At 60.5% G+C, this 16,010-nt stretch carries 16 protein-coding genes and 1 other RNA gene; 7 read left to right on the top strand and 10 right to left on the bottom strand.

Translation table 11 applies throughout. The features are described from left to right. Positions 1-9: 9 nt before the first annotated feature. From C9411_RS22200 to C9411_RS22175, 6 genes are all read right to left on the bottom strand, one after another. On the bottom strand, positions 10-480 hold the full coding sequence (locus C9411_RS22200; protein ID WP_063990667.1) for a YhcH/YjgK/YiaL family protein: 471 nt from the start codon (positions 478-480) through the stop codon (positions 10-12). Between the two features lie 13 nt (positions 481-493). Further along, positions 494-1,492, bottom strand: a complete 999-nt coding sequence (gene yiaK, locus C9411_RS22195; protein WP_063990668.1) for a 3-dehydro-L-gulonate 2-dehydrogenase — start codon at positions 1,490-1,492, stop codon at positions 494-496. Between the two features lie 256 nt (positions 1,493-1,748). Further along, on the bottom strand, positions 1,749-2,615 hold the full coding sequence (locus C9411_RS22190) for an SMP-30/gluconolactonase/LRE family protein (RefSeq protein WP_107227944.1): 867 nt from the start codon (positions 2,613-2,615) through the stop codon (positions 1,749-1,751). Further along, positions 2,612-3,712 (bottom strand): substrate-binding domain-containing protein, encoded by a 1,101-nt coding sequence (locus C9411_RS22185; RefSeq protein ID WP_063990670.1) that lies wholly within the window; start codon positions 3,710-3,712, stop codon positions 2,612-2,614. Before C9411_RS22185 ends, C9411_RS22190 begins: the two co-directional genes overlap by 4 nt. A gap of 14 nt (positions 3,713-3,726) precedes the next feature. Continuing rightward, on the bottom strand, positions 3,727-4,809 hold the full coding sequence (locus tag C9411_RS22180) for an ABC transporter permease (RefSeq protein WP_063990671.1): 1,083 nt from the start codon (positions 4,807-4,809) through the stop codon (positions 3,727-3,729). Then, positions 4,802-6,355 carry a sugar ABC transporter ATP-binding protein gene (locus C9411_RS22175; RefSeq protein ID WP_063990672.1) on the bottom strand — a complete coding sequence of 518 codons (1,554 nt, stop codon included), beginning with the start codon at positions 6,353-6,355 and terminating at the stop codon, positions 4,802-4,804. Before C9411_RS22175 ends, C9411_RS22180 begins: the two co-directional genes overlap by 8 nt. Positions 6,356-6,729: 374 nt before the next feature. Between C9411_RS22175 and C9411_RS22170 the strand changes: the two genes are divergently transcribed. From C9411_RS22170 to C9411_RS22160, 3 genes are all read left to right on the top strand, one after another. Beyond that, positions 6,730-7,548 (top strand): IclR family transcriptional regulator, encoded by an 819-nt coding sequence (locus C9411_RS22170; protein WP_025304160.1) that lies wholly within the window; start codon positions 6,730-6,732, stop codon positions 7,546-7,548. A 124-nt stretch (positions 7,549-7,672) separates the two neighbouring features. Continuing rightward, entirely contained in the window at positions 7,673-8,290 is a 618-nt protein-coding gene (argO, locus tag C9411_RS22165) for an arginine exporter ArgO (RefSeq protein ID WP_033635865.1), read from the top strand. A gap of 121 nt (positions 8,291-8,411) precedes the next feature. Next, positions 8,412-9,143 carry an oxidative stress defense protein gene (locus C9411_RS22160; protein ID WP_025160209.1) on the top strand — a complete coding sequence of 244 codons (732 nt, stop codon included), beginning with the start codon at positions 8,412-8,414 and terminating at the stop codon, positions 9,141-9,143. 48 nt (positions 9,144-9,191) lie between these two features. On the opposite strand, the gene C9411_RS22155 is transcribed toward C9411_RS22160, so the two are convergent. Continuing rightward, on the bottom strand, positions 9,192-10,085 hold the full coding sequence (locus C9411_RS22155) for a LysR family transcriptional regulator ArgP (protein WP_033649429.1): 894 nt from the start codon (positions 10,083-10,085) through the stop codon (positions 9,192-9,194). 204 nt (positions 10,086-10,289) lie between these two features. Between C9411_RS22155 and rpiA the strand changes: the two genes are divergently transcribed. After that, a complete protein-coding gene (gene rpiA, locus C9411_RS22150) occupies positions 10,290-10,946 on the top strand; it encodes a ribose-5-phosphate isomerase RpiA (RefSeq protein ID WP_063990673.1) in 657 nt (218 codons plus the stop codon). Between the two features lie 292 nt (positions 10,947-11,238). Then, entirely contained in the window at positions 11,239-12,477 is a 1,239-nt protein-coding gene (serA, locus tag C9411_RS22145; protein ID WP_025304156.1) for a phosphoglycerate dehydrogenase, read from the top strand. A gap of 48 nt (positions 12,478-12,525) precedes the next feature. On the opposite strand, the gene C9411_RS22140 is transcribed toward serA, so the two are convergent. The 3 genes from C9411_RS22140 to zapA form a co-directional block, all read right to left on the bottom strand. Continuing rightward, complete coding sequence (locus C9411_RS22140) at positions 12,526-13,134, bottom strand: 5-formyltetrahydrofolate cyclo-ligase (protein WP_063990674.1); 609 nt, start codon at positions 13,132-13,134, stop codon at positions 12,526-12,528. 52 nt (positions 13,135-13,186) lie between these two features. After that, positions 13,187-13,369, bottom strand: a non-coding RNA gene (ssrS, locus tag C9411_RS22135) — 6S RNA. A 40-nt stretch (positions 13,370-13,409) separates the two neighbouring features. Next, positions 13,410-13,739, bottom strand: a complete 330-nt coding sequence (zapA, locus tag C9411_RS22130) for a cell division protein ZapA (protein ID WP_004931621.1) — start codon at positions 13,737-13,739, stop codon at positions 13,410-13,412. A gap of 319 nt (positions 13,740-14,058) precedes the next feature. On the opposite strand from zapA, the gene C9411_RS22125 reads away from it, so the two are divergent. Together C9411_RS22125 and pepP are read left to right on the top strand one after the other, a co-directional pair. Beyond that, complete coding sequence (locus tag C9411_RS22125) at positions 14,059-14,637, top strand: YecA family protein (RefSeq protein WP_063990675.1); 579 nt, start codon at positions 14,059-14,061, stop codon at positions 14,635-14,637. Between the two features lie 55 nt (positions 14,638-14,692). Beyond that, positions 14,693-16,009, top strand: a complete 1,317-nt coding sequence (gene pepP / locus C9411_RS22120; RefSeq protein ID WP_063990676.1) for a Xaa-Pro aminopeptidase — start codon at positions 14,693-14,695, stop codon at positions 16,007-16,009. Position 16,010 lies beyond the last annotated feature (1 nt).

Raw genomic sequence — 16,010 nt, 5'->3', positions numbered from 1 at the left:
TTGCGTCTATCAGGCGCTAAACGACGCCAGCGGTATCTTCACCACCACCTTGCGTATCGCGCAGGGGCGCTGGTTAATGCAGGCCGGGCGATGCACGTCCTGTGGAAAAAATACTGCGAAGTTGCCGGGTTGCATCGTGAGCCAGGATTCGTCGGTCACGTCCTGATAAAACAGGATGTCGCGCTGTGCCAGCAGCTCCTGATGAATGACGTTGTCGCCGCTGTCCGCCGCGACGCCGATAAGCTCGGTGCCGCTGACCAGAAACTGCACGTCGACGTTTTGCCGGTGGACTTCCGGGCGCAGCGCATCCGGTGGTTGGGTATGCAGATCGAGCACTTGCACCACGTAGCCGGTGGCGGGATCTTCATAACGCCCTGCGGGCAAGACGCTGAAATCGGTGCGCTGCAGATAGGCGACGGCGTTGGCGACCGGCGCCGGGTACTGCTCGGGCGCGGTGTTGGCGATGTGGCCGAATATCATGATGATCCTCCCGTTACAGCGCCTGAATGCGCGCCCAAACCCGCTCGTCGACCGGAATGCCGTCGCGCAGGTTTTCTTCCAGAATGCGCGGGAACTTGTGGCCCGGCAGGCGAATGGCGACGTCGGGGTTGTCCCGCTCGGCGCTGGTGACGTAATCCATGATGCGCTGCAGTTTTTGATCGCGGCTGTCGCCGTCGATCAACCGGTCTATCTCAATCGCGATGAACACCTGCGAGACGCCGTATTCGTCGCGGTGATCTTCCGTCACTTCCGCCACCGAGGCGCCGCCGGACAGCAGGGTGGCGATCATGTCCAGCACGATCGACAGCGCCGATCCTTTCCAATACCCCATCGGCAAAATGCGCCGATTCTCTTCGATGATGGCCGGATCGCGGGTCAGGTGGCCGTCGTTGTCGAAGCCGCCGTCCACCGGCAGGGTTTTGCCCGCCAGCCGGTTCAGCTCCAGCGCGCCGTAGGAAAACATCGACATCGACATATCCACCATGGTGATCGGGTTGCCGGGCACGGCGACGATCAACGGGTTGGTGCCGATACGGCACGTTTTGGCGCCCCACGGCGGCATCACGGCGATCGAGTTGGTCCAGCAAATGCCGATATAGCCTTTCTCCGCCGCCTGCCAGCCGTAACCGCCGCCGCGCATCCAGTGGTTGGCATTGCGCAGCGCCACCAGGCCGATGCCATGATCGTCGGCCAACTGCATGGCGCGATCCATCATGCGGCGGGCGGTAAGGTTGCCGATGCCCTGATGCGCATCCCATTGCTCGATCGCCCCCAGAGACAGCAGTTTGCTGGGTTCGGCGTCCGGCACGATATCGCCGGCGTCCAGCTGCTGAATAAAGCGCGGAAAGCGGTTAACGCCGTGGGAGTAAACGCCGCTGGCGGTGGTGTCGGCGAACATGCCGGCGCAGTCGTCGGCGATAGGTTCCGCCACGCCGCGCGCCAGTAGCACGCGTTTGAATTGGTGTTTTAACTCGCTATAACTCACTCTCATGCCGGTTCTCCGCCTGTGCGAATCGTTTGTTTTTGGTTCGCTAAATTTCAATATGCGAAATTGAATTTCAAATAAATGCTATCCCGGCGGTTCAGGGAAGTCAAAGCAAGGGGAAGTAAAATTGTTCATGAAAAACATGACGTTAAAATTGAGTGGTGATTTTGTGATCGCCGCCACGTTTTGGTGGAGATGGCGTGCTTCAGACGTGACAAAGCAGGGCGGATCGAAACCCACCCTGCGTCTTGCGAGACCCCGGCTAACCGCGGGTGTTCAGCACCATGCGGTAGAGCGAGGTGGTGGCGGTGATATAGAGTTCATCGCCGTTCGGGCCGCCGAAGGTACAATTGGAGACGCGTTCCGGCACGCTGATTTTGTCGATCTGCCGCCCCTCTGGATCAAAGACCAGCACGCCGTCGGCACAGCTGCAAAACAGATTGCCGGTCCGATCGACGCAGAAGCCGTCCGGGAATCCGGGCCCCACCGTTGCAAAACGGCGGCCGGCTTCCAGCCCGCGGCCGTTGACCGCATAGACGCGCAGCTCGCGGCGGCCCAGCGTCGGAAAATCCACGATCGACATGTCCGCAACGTACAGCCATTTTTCATCCGGTGAAAACGCCAGGCCGTTCGGGCGCTGCAGGTCGCAGGCGGCGATGGTCAGCGAACCGTCGCGCGGATCGAAGCTGTAGAGATAACAGCCGATCACCTGGCTTTCCGATTTGTAACCCTCTTCGTCGCCGATGATGCCGTAGGGCGGATCGGTGAACCACAGGGTGCCGTCGGAACGCACCGCCACGTCGTTCGGCGAGTTAAAGCGCTTGCCGTCGACGCGATCGATCAACAGACGTACCTCGCCATCGCTTTCGGTGCGGCTAATGCCGCGCCGCCCGTGTTCGCAGCTGACCACGCGCCCTTCGCCGTCGCGCGCATTGCCGTTGGCGTAGTGCGACGGCGAACGGTATAGGGTCAGCTCACCCCGGCGCGACCAGCGGAACATGCGGTTGCCTTTCACATCGCTGAACACCACCGCATCCTCCTGCGGTAGCCACACCGGCCCCTCGGCCCAGATCGCCGGCGAACACAGGCGCTCGAGCCGGGCGTGCGTGCGCAATGAATCGCCGTTCATTTCACGCCCCAGATCGCTTTGTAATGGCCCTGATAATCGTTTTGCGGGTCATACAGGTTATTGGCGCCCCCGTCGGCGGCGATATTGTCGCGGGTCACCAGATGCGCCGGGGTGACGTAGCCGGAAGGCGGCTGCTTGGCAAAGGCGCGGTTGAATTCGTCCAGCAGTTGCCAACCGTGCAGCTTCAAGGGTTCCGGCACCGTCGCCGACTGGCTGTCGCCCGACCGGATACGCTGGTAAGCGGAGATCGAACCGTCGCCGGCCGACACGTTGTAAGGCGCGTTCTTGCCGCCTTTGCCGGCGGTCTTCAGCGCCGGTGCCATAAAGTCGAAGTACAGATCGTTGATCGCCAGCGCATATTGGAATTTGTCGCCGTACTTCTGCAGCAGGCTGAAGGTCATCGCCGGCATGCGGTTGGCGGTATCGGCCAGCGGCGTATCGATGAATTCCAGCAGCGTGCAGCCGCTGCATTTGGCGATCTCGTCTTTCATGACGTTGGCCTTGTCCAGCGCGATTTGATACAGCGAGTCGGTGAAGATCAGCACGCTCGCCTTGCCGCCGGACTGCACCACCGCGTATTGCGCGGCGATGCGCGCCACTTCGTTGGAGTCCGACGTGACGTTATAGAACACATTGTATTTGGCGATGGGGCCCGGTTCCGGCACCGCATGCCAGGCGGTCAGCACGATGCCCTGCTGCACGGCCTTTTTCAGCGGGATCTTGGCGACGTTAGGGTTCCAGCCGCCGATCACGATGCCGTCCGGTTTCTGGGCGATGGCCTGATTGAGCGATGCCAGCTGATCTTTCACCGAGCCGCCGCCGTCGAGCGTTTCCAGCTTCCAGCCGGCGGCTTTTGCCGCTTCGCTCAACCCCTGTTGCACCCCTTGGACGCCGCCGTTCTTCATGTCGGAGGCGATAAAAATGATCTTCTTGTTGGCCTGCAGCTGCGGGCCGCTGGTGGGGCCATCCCACTGGGTGGCGCTGGCGGTGGCCTTCGCGACGGCGGCGGTGGCCTGATCGAGATAGGCGTCGGCCCAGGCCGGCGATGCGGCGAGCAATAATGTGGTGAACCCCGGTAACAGCCAAATGCGTTTCATGGTGTGCTCCTGGTTTAAGGGTGGGTCGCTGTCTGATTGTTGTTGTCAGTTGGCGTCGTCTGGCTGCGTTGTACCGCTTTCTGATTGAGTAGCCGGCGGCGTTGGGCATAGCCGGCCAGGGTGATCGACAGCAACAGCGTCGCGCCGTTGAACAGCGGCTCGACCCAGAATTCACCGCCGAACTGCTGAATGCCGGCGATGCCGATAGCCAGAATGGCGATGCCGACCACGGTGCCCCAGACATTGACGCGTCCTGGGCGAATGGTGGTGCTGCCGAGGAAGGCGCCGACCAGCGCCGGCAGCAGATAGTCCATGCCGACGCTGGCCTGGCCGACGCCCTGTTCGGCGGCGATCAACACGCCGCTGAAACCGGTGAGCACGCTGGAGGCGATGAAAGCGCCGATGGTGAAGCGGTTGACCGAAATGCCGTTCAGGCGCGCCGCCGCCGGGTTGCCGCCCACCGCATACATGCAGCGACCGAGCGGGGTGTGTTCGGTGATGAGCCACAGCACCACCGCGACGATCAGCACGTAAAACGCCACGATCGGAATGCCGGCGATCTCGGTGTGGTGCAGCGCGATAAAGGCATCCGGCAAGTCGCCGACGATCTGCCGCCCGCCGGAATGCCACAGGGCAATGGCGTACAGCACGGTGCCGGAGCCGAGGGTGGCGACGAAGCTGTCGATATCGGCCAGCGCCACCAGAATGCCGTTCAGCAACCCGTACAGCGCCGAGATCGCCAGCACCGTCAGCACCGCCATCTGCCAGGAGAAGCCGTATTCCACCTGCAGCGTGATCGCCAGGATGTGCCACAGCACAATGCCGAAGCCGACGTTAAGATCGATCTTGCCCACGATCATCGGGATGGTCGCCGCCAGCGCCAACAGGGCGATTTTGGCCTTGCTCGACAAGATAGCCTGCAGCGTCAGCATCGATGCGAAAGAGGGGGTGATCAGTGAGAACAGCACGACCAGCGCGACGCACAGCAGCAGCAGGCCATAGCGGGTGAGAACCTGCATCAGCCAGGGGCCGGCGCCGTCCTGCGCCAGGCTGACGCGCTGCTCCAGCGCGGTTGATTTAACGGATGTTTTAGACATGGCCTACCTCGGATTCTGACGTGATTGCGACGCTTTCCCCGGTGCTGGCAGAGGCCAGCTCCAATAAATTGGCGAATGACACCTGTTGATTTTTCAGTTCGCCGACCATTTTCCCGCGGTTGAACACCAGCGCGCGGTTGCAAATATGGGCGATCTCCTCGAAATCGTTGGAGATCACCAGCACCGCCACGCCTTCCGCCAGGGATTTATTCAGCAGGTGGTAGATTTCCGCGCGCGCGCCGACGTCCACGCCGGCGGTGGGATCTTCCAGGATCAGCAGCGGCGCCCCCAGGTGCATCCAGCGCGCCATCACCACCTTTTGCTGGTTGCCGCCGGACAGCGCGCTGATATCGATATTGACGTCCTTGGGGCGCACGTCGAACAGCTGCACTTTCCACCAACTGGCGCCGATCTCCGCTCGTCGCCCGTAGCGGGAGAGCAGCCGGTGGCCACTGGCGCAGGGGTTGATAAACAGGTTTTCACGCACGCTCATCGACATCACCAGGCTTTCGCCGGTGCGATCGCCCGCGACCAGCGAAACGCCGCAGGCCATCGCCTGCTGCGGGGAGCTCGCCTGATAGGACCGATCGCGAAACCGAATCGCGCCGCCGTCGGCCTGACGCAACCCGAACAGCAGCCGGCCGATCTCTTCTTGCCCGGCCCCGCGCAGGCCGGCCAGCGCCAGCATCTCGCCCGGCTGCAAATCGAAGCTCACCGGGCCGATGTCGCCCACCGTGACGCTATCGAGCTGCAACACCGGCGGACGATGTTCCGGCAGCGGTTCGCGCTGATCGTCCGCCATCGCTTCGCCGACGATGGTTTGCACCAGATCGCGCAGGGAGTAGTCGGCGGTGCGGCCGCCGGCGACATAGCGCCCGTCGCGCATTACGCAGACCCGATCGGCGATTTCGATCACTTCGTCCAGACGGTGGGTGACGTAAATCATGCCGACCTTTTTGGCGCGCAGCCGGTTGATCACGGCGAACAGATGACGCACGTCGTTGGCGGGCAGGGAGGCGGTCGGTTCATCCAGCACCAGCAACTCGGCGTTGACCGCCACCGCACGGGCGATCGCCAGCAGCGATTTTTCGGTGCGCGACAGTTCGAAGACGCGCGCATCGGGATCGAGCGCGATACCGACGTCTTGCAGCGCCTGCGCCGCCCGGCGGCGAATGGCGCGCCAGTCGATCAACCCAAAGCGGCGGGGAAACCCCATCACCAGCGCCATGTTCTCCGCCACCGTCATCCATTCGATCAGGCCGAGATCCTGATGAATAAAGGCGATCGGCTGGCGGCTGTCGCTTTTTATCGCGGCGGCGGAGGCGATGCTTGCGCCCTGAAAACGAATATCGCCGCCGTCACGCGGGTAGACGCCCGCCAGCACTTTGATCAGCGTCGATTTGCCGGCGCCGTTTTCGCCCAGCAGTGCCAGAACCTCGCCCGGCATTACCTGCAGGCTGACGTCGTTGACCGCCACGTTGCCGCCAAATCGTTTGACGATGTGGCTGAGGGTAAGGATGGGTTGTGCCGCATTATCCATAGTCATGTGATGCGCCCCTGGTGTTGCGCCCGAGCGAATATGCCGGGCAAATTAGCCAAACCGCTGGTGAGTATCTGGCCTTTAAATTTCAATATGCGAAATTCAATTTCAAAAATAATATGACGTTCGTTGCGCTAAATCAAAGGTGATGAAGTTTTAATTGTTTTTATTAAACAATGGGTTATTTTTTACTTTGCGGAAGTGTGACCGATGGCTCACTTCAATGCGGGGGAAATATTGCGGATTTTTGGCTCGCTGCGGACAATGAAACGGCGTTCCGTCTTCACCTGATGCGGGCCTTGGGGTAACATGCCCGGCAAAGAGCCTGCTGACTTCGCCGCAGCGCCGGTTGGCGGTTCGACACTGGAGAGATTTTCGCTATGAGCCTGAAAGCCGTCGACGAGAAAGATGACAAGAAAGACAAACCGCTGGGCAGCCAAAGCCTGTTCCGCGGTTTGCAGTTGATTGAGATCCTGAGCAATTTCCCCAACGGATGCCCACTGGCGCATCTGTCCGAGCTGGCCGGCATGAACAAGAGCACCGTGCATCGCCTGCTGCAGGGGTTGCACACCAGCGGCTATGTGACCCAGGCGCCGTCGCCGGGCAGCTACCGCCTGACCACCAAGTTCATTTCCATCGGCCAGAAGGCGCTGTCGTCACTCAATATCATTCACGTGGCCGCGCCGCATTTGGAACAGCTGAACCTGGAAGTGGGCGAGACGGTCAACTTCTCCAGCCGCGAAGACGACCACGTCATCCTGATCTACAAGCTGGAGCCGACCACCGGCATGATGCGCACCCGCGCCTATATCGGTCAGCATATGCCGCTGTACTGTTCGGCGATGGGGAAAATCTTCATGGCCTACGGCAACGACGATTACCCAGCCCACTACTGGCAGACCCATCAGCAGGAGATTCAGACGCTGACGCGCAATACCATCACCGAGCTGCCGAAGATGTATGAGGAACTGGCCGATATTCGTCAGCGCGGCATGGCGATGGATCGCGAAGAAAACGAGCTGGGGGTCTCCTGCGTGGCGGCGCCGGTGTTCGATATTCAACAGCGCGTGCCCTATGCGGTGTCTGTCTCGTTGCCGACCGCCAAGCTGCAGCAGATCGGCGTTAAAAGCCTGATTAAACCGGTGCTGGCTACCGCACAACGCATCTCGCAGGAGCTGGGGTTCGTCACGCCGATTTGAGTATTAGTTCCGCTGATGCGGGATTAGAAACATCAATTTCACCTAATGATCGCTTCCTCGTATGATGCGCGTGTTGACCGACACGCGCCCTTGTCCGGCGCCTTTTATCATTCGAGGAATCCCCATGTTAGCCGTCTTCTTGCAGGGTTTTGCCCTGAGCGCCGCCATGATCCTGCCGCTGGGCCCGCAGAACGTATTCGTGATGAATCAGGGCATTCGCCGCCAGTATCATTTGATGATCGCTTCGCTGTGCGCGTTGAGCGATATCGTGCTGATTTGCGCCGGGATTTTCGGCGGCAGCGCTTTGCTGACCCGCTCGCCGCTGCTGTTGGCGCTGGTCACCTGGGGCGGGGTGGCGTTTCTGCTGTGGTACGGGTGGGGTGCGTTCCGTTCCGCCTTGAGCCCGCAACCGGCGCAGGCCGCGGCGCAGGAGCTGGCGCAGAGCCGTTGGCGCCTCGTGGTCACCATGCTGGCGGTCACCTGGCTGAACCCACACGTTTATCTGGATACCTTTGTGGTGCTCGGCAGCCTGGGCGGGCAGCTGACGGCGGATGTGCGCTCCTGGTTCGCGCTCGGCGCGGTCAGCGCGTCGGCGGTGTGGTTCTTCGGGCTGGCGCTGCTGGCCTCCTGGCTGGCGCCATGGCTGAACACGCAGCGGGCGCAGCGCATCATCAACGCGCTGGTCGGGCTGGTGATGTGGGGCATCGCGCTGCAGCTGGCCTGGCAGGGGGCAAATTTATAAGAATTTGTCACTAATCCGAATTCAAAACGCCGCGCGATATGCTACGTTTGATGCCAGGAATCCGGCGGTTCTCACAGGGAAAAGCCGGCGATCAGAGACAGCCTGTCATTAAGGAGACACTGTGAAGCTAAAAGCATTGGCTATGGCCGCAATGGTCGGATTAGGGACGTTACCGATGGCGCTGCAGGCGGCTGAAGTGCCTGAAGGGCCACACGTCGTCACCTCCGGCACCGCCAGCGTGGACGCCACGCCGGATATCGCCACCCTGGCGATCGAAGTGAGCGTTTCCTCCAAAGACGCCGCCCAGGCGAAGAAGCAGGTGGACGAGCGCGTGGCGCAGTACTTTGATTTCCTGCAGAAAAACAACATTGAGAAGAAAGACATCAGCGCCGCCAACCTGCGCACCCAGCCGGAATACGATTACCTGAAAACCGGCGAGTCGGTGCTGAAGGGCTACCGGGCGGTGCGTCAGGTGCAGGTGACCCTGCGTCAGTTGGACAAGCTGAACGAGCTGCTGGACGGCGCGCTGAAATCCGGCCTGAACGAGATCCGCGCGGTGGAGCTGGGCGTCGCCAAGCCGGACGTGTATCGTGAGCAGGCGCGGCAAAAAGCGATCGAGAACGCGACTCAGCAGGCCGAATCCCTGGCCAAAGGCTTCCACGCCAAGCTGGGGCCGGTGTACAGCATTCGCTACCGGGTTGCCAACTACCAGCCGATGCCGGTGGCGCGGATGTATAAGGCGGCCGGCGCGGCGGCGGAAAGCGACGCGGCGCAAACCTATGAGCAGCAAAGCATTCACTTCGACGATCAGGTGGATGTGGTGTTCGAGCTGCAGCGCAACGCCGCGCAGTAAGGCTATCGTGTTGAAGAAAAGGTTCGCTGCGGCGAACCTTTTTTCGTTTTAATCCTGGCGCAGCACCTGATGACCGTGCTCCAGCAGCGCGTCGGTCACTTTGCGCATCATGCGGCTTTCCGGCGCGAAACGGTGCCAGTACAGCATGCGGCGCTGGTACAGCCCCGGCGTCAGATCGATCAGTTCACCGGATGCCAGCTCCTTTTCGATCTGCAGGTGTGGGATCATACAGCAGGTGGTGCCCTGGCGTGCCAGCTGCACGAAGGCTTCCGACGAGTTCACGATGTGGCAGGGCACGCTGCCCGGCGACAGATCGAAGTTCTGCTGCAGGAACGCCTGGTGCATGTCATCGAGATGGTCGAAGGCCACCGCCGGTGCTTTCAGCAGCGCGGAACGGGTGACGCCGCTCGGGAAGTAGCGCTCGGCGAAGCCGCGGGAGGCCACGAACAGGTAATCCAGCGCCCCCAGCCGATCCACCAGGCAGCTCGGCAGCGGCTGCGGCTGAATACTCACCGCGCCCACCACCTCACCGCGGCGGAGCCGCTCCTGGGTGCGGGTTTCATCTTCCACCTGCAGATTCAGGCGAATGGGGGAGTCCGCCAGCACCGGCTTCAGCGCCGGCAGCAGCCAGGTTGCCAGACTGTCGGCGTTGACCGCCAGCGACAGCAGCAGCGGCGTATCGACGCCGGTGTCGTTGCCCAGCCACTCTTCTTCCAGCAATTCCACCTGATGCAGCAGCGCGAGCAGCTTTTGCCCTTGTTCGGTGGGGCGCGGCGGCACGGTACGGACCAGCAGCGGTTGGCCGAACAGATTTTCCAGCTGTTTGATGCGTTGGGATACCGCCGATTGCGTGATACAGAGTTTTTGAGCGGCGCGCTCGAAGCCGCGCTCACGGATCACCGCGTCCAGCGCTTGCAGCGTACGATAGTCTGGGCGTTTCATCGGAAAGATATCCCTTAAATTAGAATGATACCGGCACTATGCCACATTTTGCGCACGGCGCAGGTGGAAAAATCACGCCCCTACCTCGCCGCCAAGCGGGCAAAAATGCGGGCTGCGGTAAATAAGTGTGATCCTGCCAGCGTGAAAAACAGCGTTTTACCCTATAATACGCACACGTTTTCGTACAGAGGCAAGGGACATATTATGACGCAGGATGAACTGAAAAAAGCGGTGGGCTGGGCGGCGCTGGAATACGTGACGCCGGGCACCATCGTCGGGGTCGGCACCGGTTCTACCGCCGCCCACTTTATTGACGCGCTGGGCTCCATCAAGCACCAGATCGAAGGCGCGGTGTCCAGCTCCGATGCCTCCACCGCCAAGCTGAAAAGCCTCGGCATCCCTGTGTTCGACAGCAACGAAGTGGACTCGCTCGATATCTACGTGGACGGCGCGGACGAAATCAACGGCCATATGCAGATGATCAAGGGTGGCGGCGCGGCGCTGACGCGCGAGAAAATCATCGCCGCCATCGCCAAGAAATTCATCTGCATCGTCGACGCCAGCAAGCAGGTGGACGTGCTGGGCAAGTTCCCGCTGCCGGTGGAAGTGATCCCGATGGCCCGCTCTTACGTGGCGCGTGAGCTGGTGAAACTCGGCGGCCTGCCGGAATATCGCCAGAACGTGGTGACCGACAACGGCAACGTGATCCTCGATGTGCATAACCTGAGCATCACCGACGCCATCGCGCTGGAGAACAAGATCAACGGCATCGCCGGCGTGGTGACCGTGGGATTGTTCGCCAACCGCGGCGCGGACGTGGCGCTGGTTGGCACCTCGGAAGGCGTGAAAGTGGTCAAATAAGCTTCTGCCGTCTGTGGCCCGGCAGTGCCGGGCCGCATAATTCTTCGGTTAAAATATCTTTTCTGAAAAACGGCAAATTTGGTGACTTATGTCACATTGTGAAACCTGACTCCCCAAAGCTTCTGCCGAAAACTTTCCCTATGGCATTTTCTGCCGTAAACCGCCATCAACGCTGCGCCTTGTCCTGCCGGGCAGGCAATCGTTTGTATTGCCGCCCGCGTTATTTTTGTTATGTTGGATGGGAGCTGTGTCGTCACAGCCGCTTCTGAAGTCTGAACATAGGGTCGGGTAAATGGCAAAAGTATCATTGGAGAAAGACAGGATTAAATTCCTGTTGGTGGAAGGGGTTCATCAGAGCACGGTCGATAACTTACGTGCCGCCGGTTATACCAACATCGAATACCATAAGGGTGCGTTAGACACCGAATCGTTGAAGGCATCCATCCGCGATGCGCACTTCGTCGGCATCCGATCGCGTACGCATCTGACCGAAGAAGTGTTCGCCGCCGCAGAGAAACTGGTGGCGGTGGGCTGCTTCTGCATCGGTACCAACCAGGTTGATCTGAAAGCGGCGACCAAACGCGGTATTCCGGTCTTCAACGCCCCCTTCTCCAATACCCGATCCGTGGCCGAAATGGTGCTGGGCGAGCTGCTGTTGATGCTGCGCGGCATTCCGGCCGCCAACGCCAAGGCGCACCGCGGCGTGTGGCACAAACTGGCCGTGGGCTCCTATGAGGCGCGCGGTAAAAAGCTGGGCATCATCGGCTACGGCCACATCGGCACCCAGCTGGGCATTCTGGCCGAAGGGCTGGGCATGAAGGTGTTCTTCTACGACATCGAGAACAAGCTGCCGTTGGGCAACGCGCAGCAGGTGCGCCATCTGTCCGATCTGCTCAATATGAGCGACGTGGTGACGCTGCACGTGCCGGAAACGCTGGCCACCAAGAACATGATGGGGGCGGAAGAGCTGGCGCTGATGAAACCGGGTGCCATTCTGATCAACGCCTCGCGTGGCACCGTGGTGGATATCCCTGCGCTGTGCGACGCGCTGGCCAGCAATCACCTGGCGGGCGCGGCGATCGATGTCTTCCCGGAAGAGCCGGCGACCAACAGCGATCCGTTCAACTCGCCGCTGTGTGAGTTCGATAACGTGCTGCTGACGCCGCACATCGGCGGTTCCACGCAGGAAGCGCAGGAGAACATCGGCGACGAAGTGGCCGGCAAGCTGGCGAAATACTCCGACAACGGATCGACTCTGTCTGCCGTCAACTTCCCGGAAGTGTCGCTGCCGGCGCATGGCCCGAACGCCAGCCGCCTGCTGCACATCCACGAAAACCGTCCGGGCGTGTTGACGCAGATTAACCAGATCTTCGCCGAAGAGGGGGTTAACATCGCCGCACAGTATCTGCAAACCGGGCCGGAAATCGGCTATGTGGTGATAGACATTGAAGCGGAAACCGCGCGCGCCGACGCCGCGCTGCAGCGCATGAAGGCTATCGACGGCACCATTCGCGCCCGTCTGCTGTTCTGATTCGGCGGCTCGCCGCAACGAAAAAGGCCGGAGCGATCCGGCCTTTTGTTATTTGGGCTCGTGCCACGCCCAGCTGCAGAGCGGGGTGAGGATTTCCGGCAGCGGGATATCCCAATGTTCGGTTGGCAGGTGCTCCACCTGCTGGCAATCATGGGCCAGGCCGATGGGATAGGGGCCGTCGCTCTGCCAGTTTTGCAGGGTGCGATCGTAAAAGCCGCCGCCCATGCCCAGACGCTGCCCGGTATGATCGAATGCCACCAGTGGCGTCAGCACGACGTCCAGCTTGCCCAGCGGCAACACCTGGCGCACATCGAGGCGCGGTTCGAGAATATTGAAGCGATTGCGCACCAGCGGCGTTTCCGGCGCATAGCGCAGGAACAGCAGGTGCCCCGGGCTGAACGGGTGCAGCACCGGCAGGTAAACCCGTTTGCTGAGGGTCCACAGTTGCTCGATCAGCGGCCTGGTGTCGAGTTCACCGTCAAACGACAAAAATACCGCAATGCTGTGCGCTGCCTGAATACGTGCGTGCGCGACGAGGCGTTCGGCTATCTTGTCTGCGGCAAAGTGTTGTTGGCCCGGCGTAAGCTCGCGCCGACGTTGGCGAATGAGTTGACGAATGGCTTGGCGCTGCTGCGCGAATTGGGGTTGAAAAGGCATCGTATCAGGCTTGCTCAGTGTGGCGTTCAGCACACATAAACCGCTGAGAAGGGGAATCTCCGAGATGCCGTCGCAGGCTGTAACCCTTGAACCCATGGTTCAAGGTGAACGTGCCGTCGCAATCTTAAGGCTTCTCGGCGCACCGAGCGTGCTCACCGATCGCGGAGCAACACATTCTGTTTGTACTAAATATCGGCTCAGGGGACTGGCCCGCTGGCGAACATCTCAGAGAAATTTTGTACTCGTTGCCGAAACTTTGATTTCAACAACTTAAGTTATTCGAATTGTGCATCCTGACGTTCAGAGATGCGACCTTGTTCAAGCAGCGCTTGTTCAATGGTCTGCTGCAGCATCCGTATGCGTTGTTCCATATTGGACGCATAGTCACGGGTTTTCAACCGTTCTTGAGCAAGTTCGTGACAGACGTTCAATGCCGCGATGAAAACCAGTTGCTCAGTATTGGAGACTCTAGTGCGAACTTTAAGATCTTGCAACCGTTGGTTAAGATCGTCCGCCGCCATATTCAACGCATCTTGTTGTTCTGGCGGGCAATTGACTCTTAACGAGCGGCCAAAAATTTGAATATCTACCGGTTGTGCAGACATGCCACCTTCCTGCCTAAATTTCGCGCCAGCCTTGTCCGCCCTGGCCGGGCCGTCAAAGCGGGCGCCACTATATATACCTCGGTACCAAGATACAACCCCTTTTTCAGTACCTGGTTGTAATCTACTGTGGCGCACATTGCCAGTCAAAAAAGGGTTTCAAAATGCGTATTTACCGCACTTTCGCCACCCGCCGGCGCAGTGTGAAACCTGCCACATCGCGATTATAACTAGCCACTGAGGTGTCGCGCTTATCTGGTATAGCGACGGACCTTGGTGGTAGCATAACACGAACTTATCCTGCCAACGATGACGAATGCGCATGTCTATACAGAATACATTTCCAAGTTACCAATCTTTGACCGTGGCCCTCAACCAGCAGTCGGTGGCGCTGACCGCGGCAGAAATGCACGGCCTGATCAGCGGCCTGTTGTGCGGCGGCAGCCGTGATGCCGGCTGGCAGGCGCTGGTGCACGATCTGACCAACGAAGGCGTCGCCTTCCCGCAGGCGCTCAGCCAACCGCTGCAACAGCTGTATGAAGTGACGCGTGAAACGCTGGAAGACGACGAATTCCTGTTCCAACTGATGCTGCCTGAAGGGGAGATCGTCAGTGTGTTTGACCGCGCCGACGCCCTGGGCGGTTGGGTCAACCACTTCCTGCTCGGGCTGGGGATGATGCAGCCGAAGCTGGCCCAGGTGAAAGACGAGGTCGGTGAAGCGATCGACGATCTGCGCAACATTGCGCAACTGGGCTACGACGAAGACGAAGATCAGGAAGAATTGGAACAGTCGCTGGAAGAAGTGGCGGAGTATGTGCGGGTCGCCGCCATCATGTGCCACGGCGAATTCACCCGTCACAAGCCAACGGCGCCGGAAAACATCAAACCGACGTTGCACTAAACGTCCTATCGCCCCTCCGCCGGCGGTGCGGATGGCATGATTTCAGGAGAAGGTAATGATTCAGCAGGAATTCAACAACCGCCGTCAGGCGCTGTTGGCGAAAATGGCGCCGGCCAGCGCGGCGGTTATTTTCTCTGCGCCGGAAACGACGCGCAGTGCAGATTCAGACTATCCCTATCGGCAGAACAGCGACTTTTGGTACCTGACCGGCTTCAATGAGCCGGAAGCGGTGCTGGTGCTGATCAAAAGCGACGAAACGCACAACCACAGCGTGCTGTTCAACCGGGTGCGCGATCTGACAGCGGAAATCTGGTTTGGCCGCCGCCTGGGGCAAGACGCCGCGCCGGCGAAGCTGGGCGTGGATCGCGCGCTGCCGTTCGATGAAATCAATGACCAGCTGCACCTGCTGCTCAACGGCCTGGATGTGGTTTACCACGCGCAGGGTGAATACGCCTACGCCGATCAGATCCTGTTCGGCGCGCTGGACAAGCTGCGCAAGGGGTTCCGCCAGAACCTGCAGGCGCCGGCCACCGTGACCGACTGGCGGCCGTGGCTGCACGACATGCGGTTGTTCAAGTCCCCGGAAGAGCTGGCGGTGATGCGCCGCGCCGGTGAGATCAGCGCGTTGGCGCATACCCGCGCGATGGAAAAATGCCGCCCGGGCATGTTCGAATACCAGCTGGAAGCGGAGATTCACCATGAATTCACCCGCCTCGGCGCTCGCTACCCGTCTTACAACACCATCGTCGGCAGCGGCGAAAACGGCTGCATCCTGCACTACACCGAGAACGAGAGCCAGATGCGCGACGGCGATCTGGTGCTGATCGATGCCGGCTGCGAGTATCAGGGGTATGCCGGCGACATTACCCGCACCTTCCCGGTCAACGGCAAGTTCAGCAAGCCGCAGCGCGCGGTGTACGACATCGTGCTGGCGTCGCTGCTGCGCGCTTTGGCATTGTTCAAACCCGGCACCAGCATCCGCGAAGTCAACGACGAAGTGGTGCGCATCATGGTGGTCGGGCTGGTGGAGCTGGGCGTATTGAAAGGTGAAGTCGACCAACTGATCGCCGAGCAGGCGCACCGGCAGTTCTTCATGCATGGGCTGAGCCACTGGCTGGGCCTCGACGTGCACGACGTCGGCCACTACGGCACGCCGAGCCGCGATCGGCTGCTGGAGCCGGGCATGGTGCTGACCGTGGAACCGGGGCTATACATCGCGCCGGATGCGGACGTGCCGGCGGAATACCGCGGCATCGGCATCCGCATCGAGGACGACATCGTGATCACCGCCGACGGCAACGAAAACCTGACCGCCACCGTGGTGAAAGACGCCGATGCCATCGAAGCGTTGATGGCGGCGGCAAGGTCATAAA

Source organism: Serratia sp. Nf2, assembly GCF_003028435.1.
Lineage (GTDB): Bacteria > Pseudomonadota > Gammaproteobacteria > Enterobacterales > Enterobacteriaceae > Serratia > Serratia marcescens_L.
This window is presented reverse-complemented; position numbering and strand designations above follow the sequence as displayed.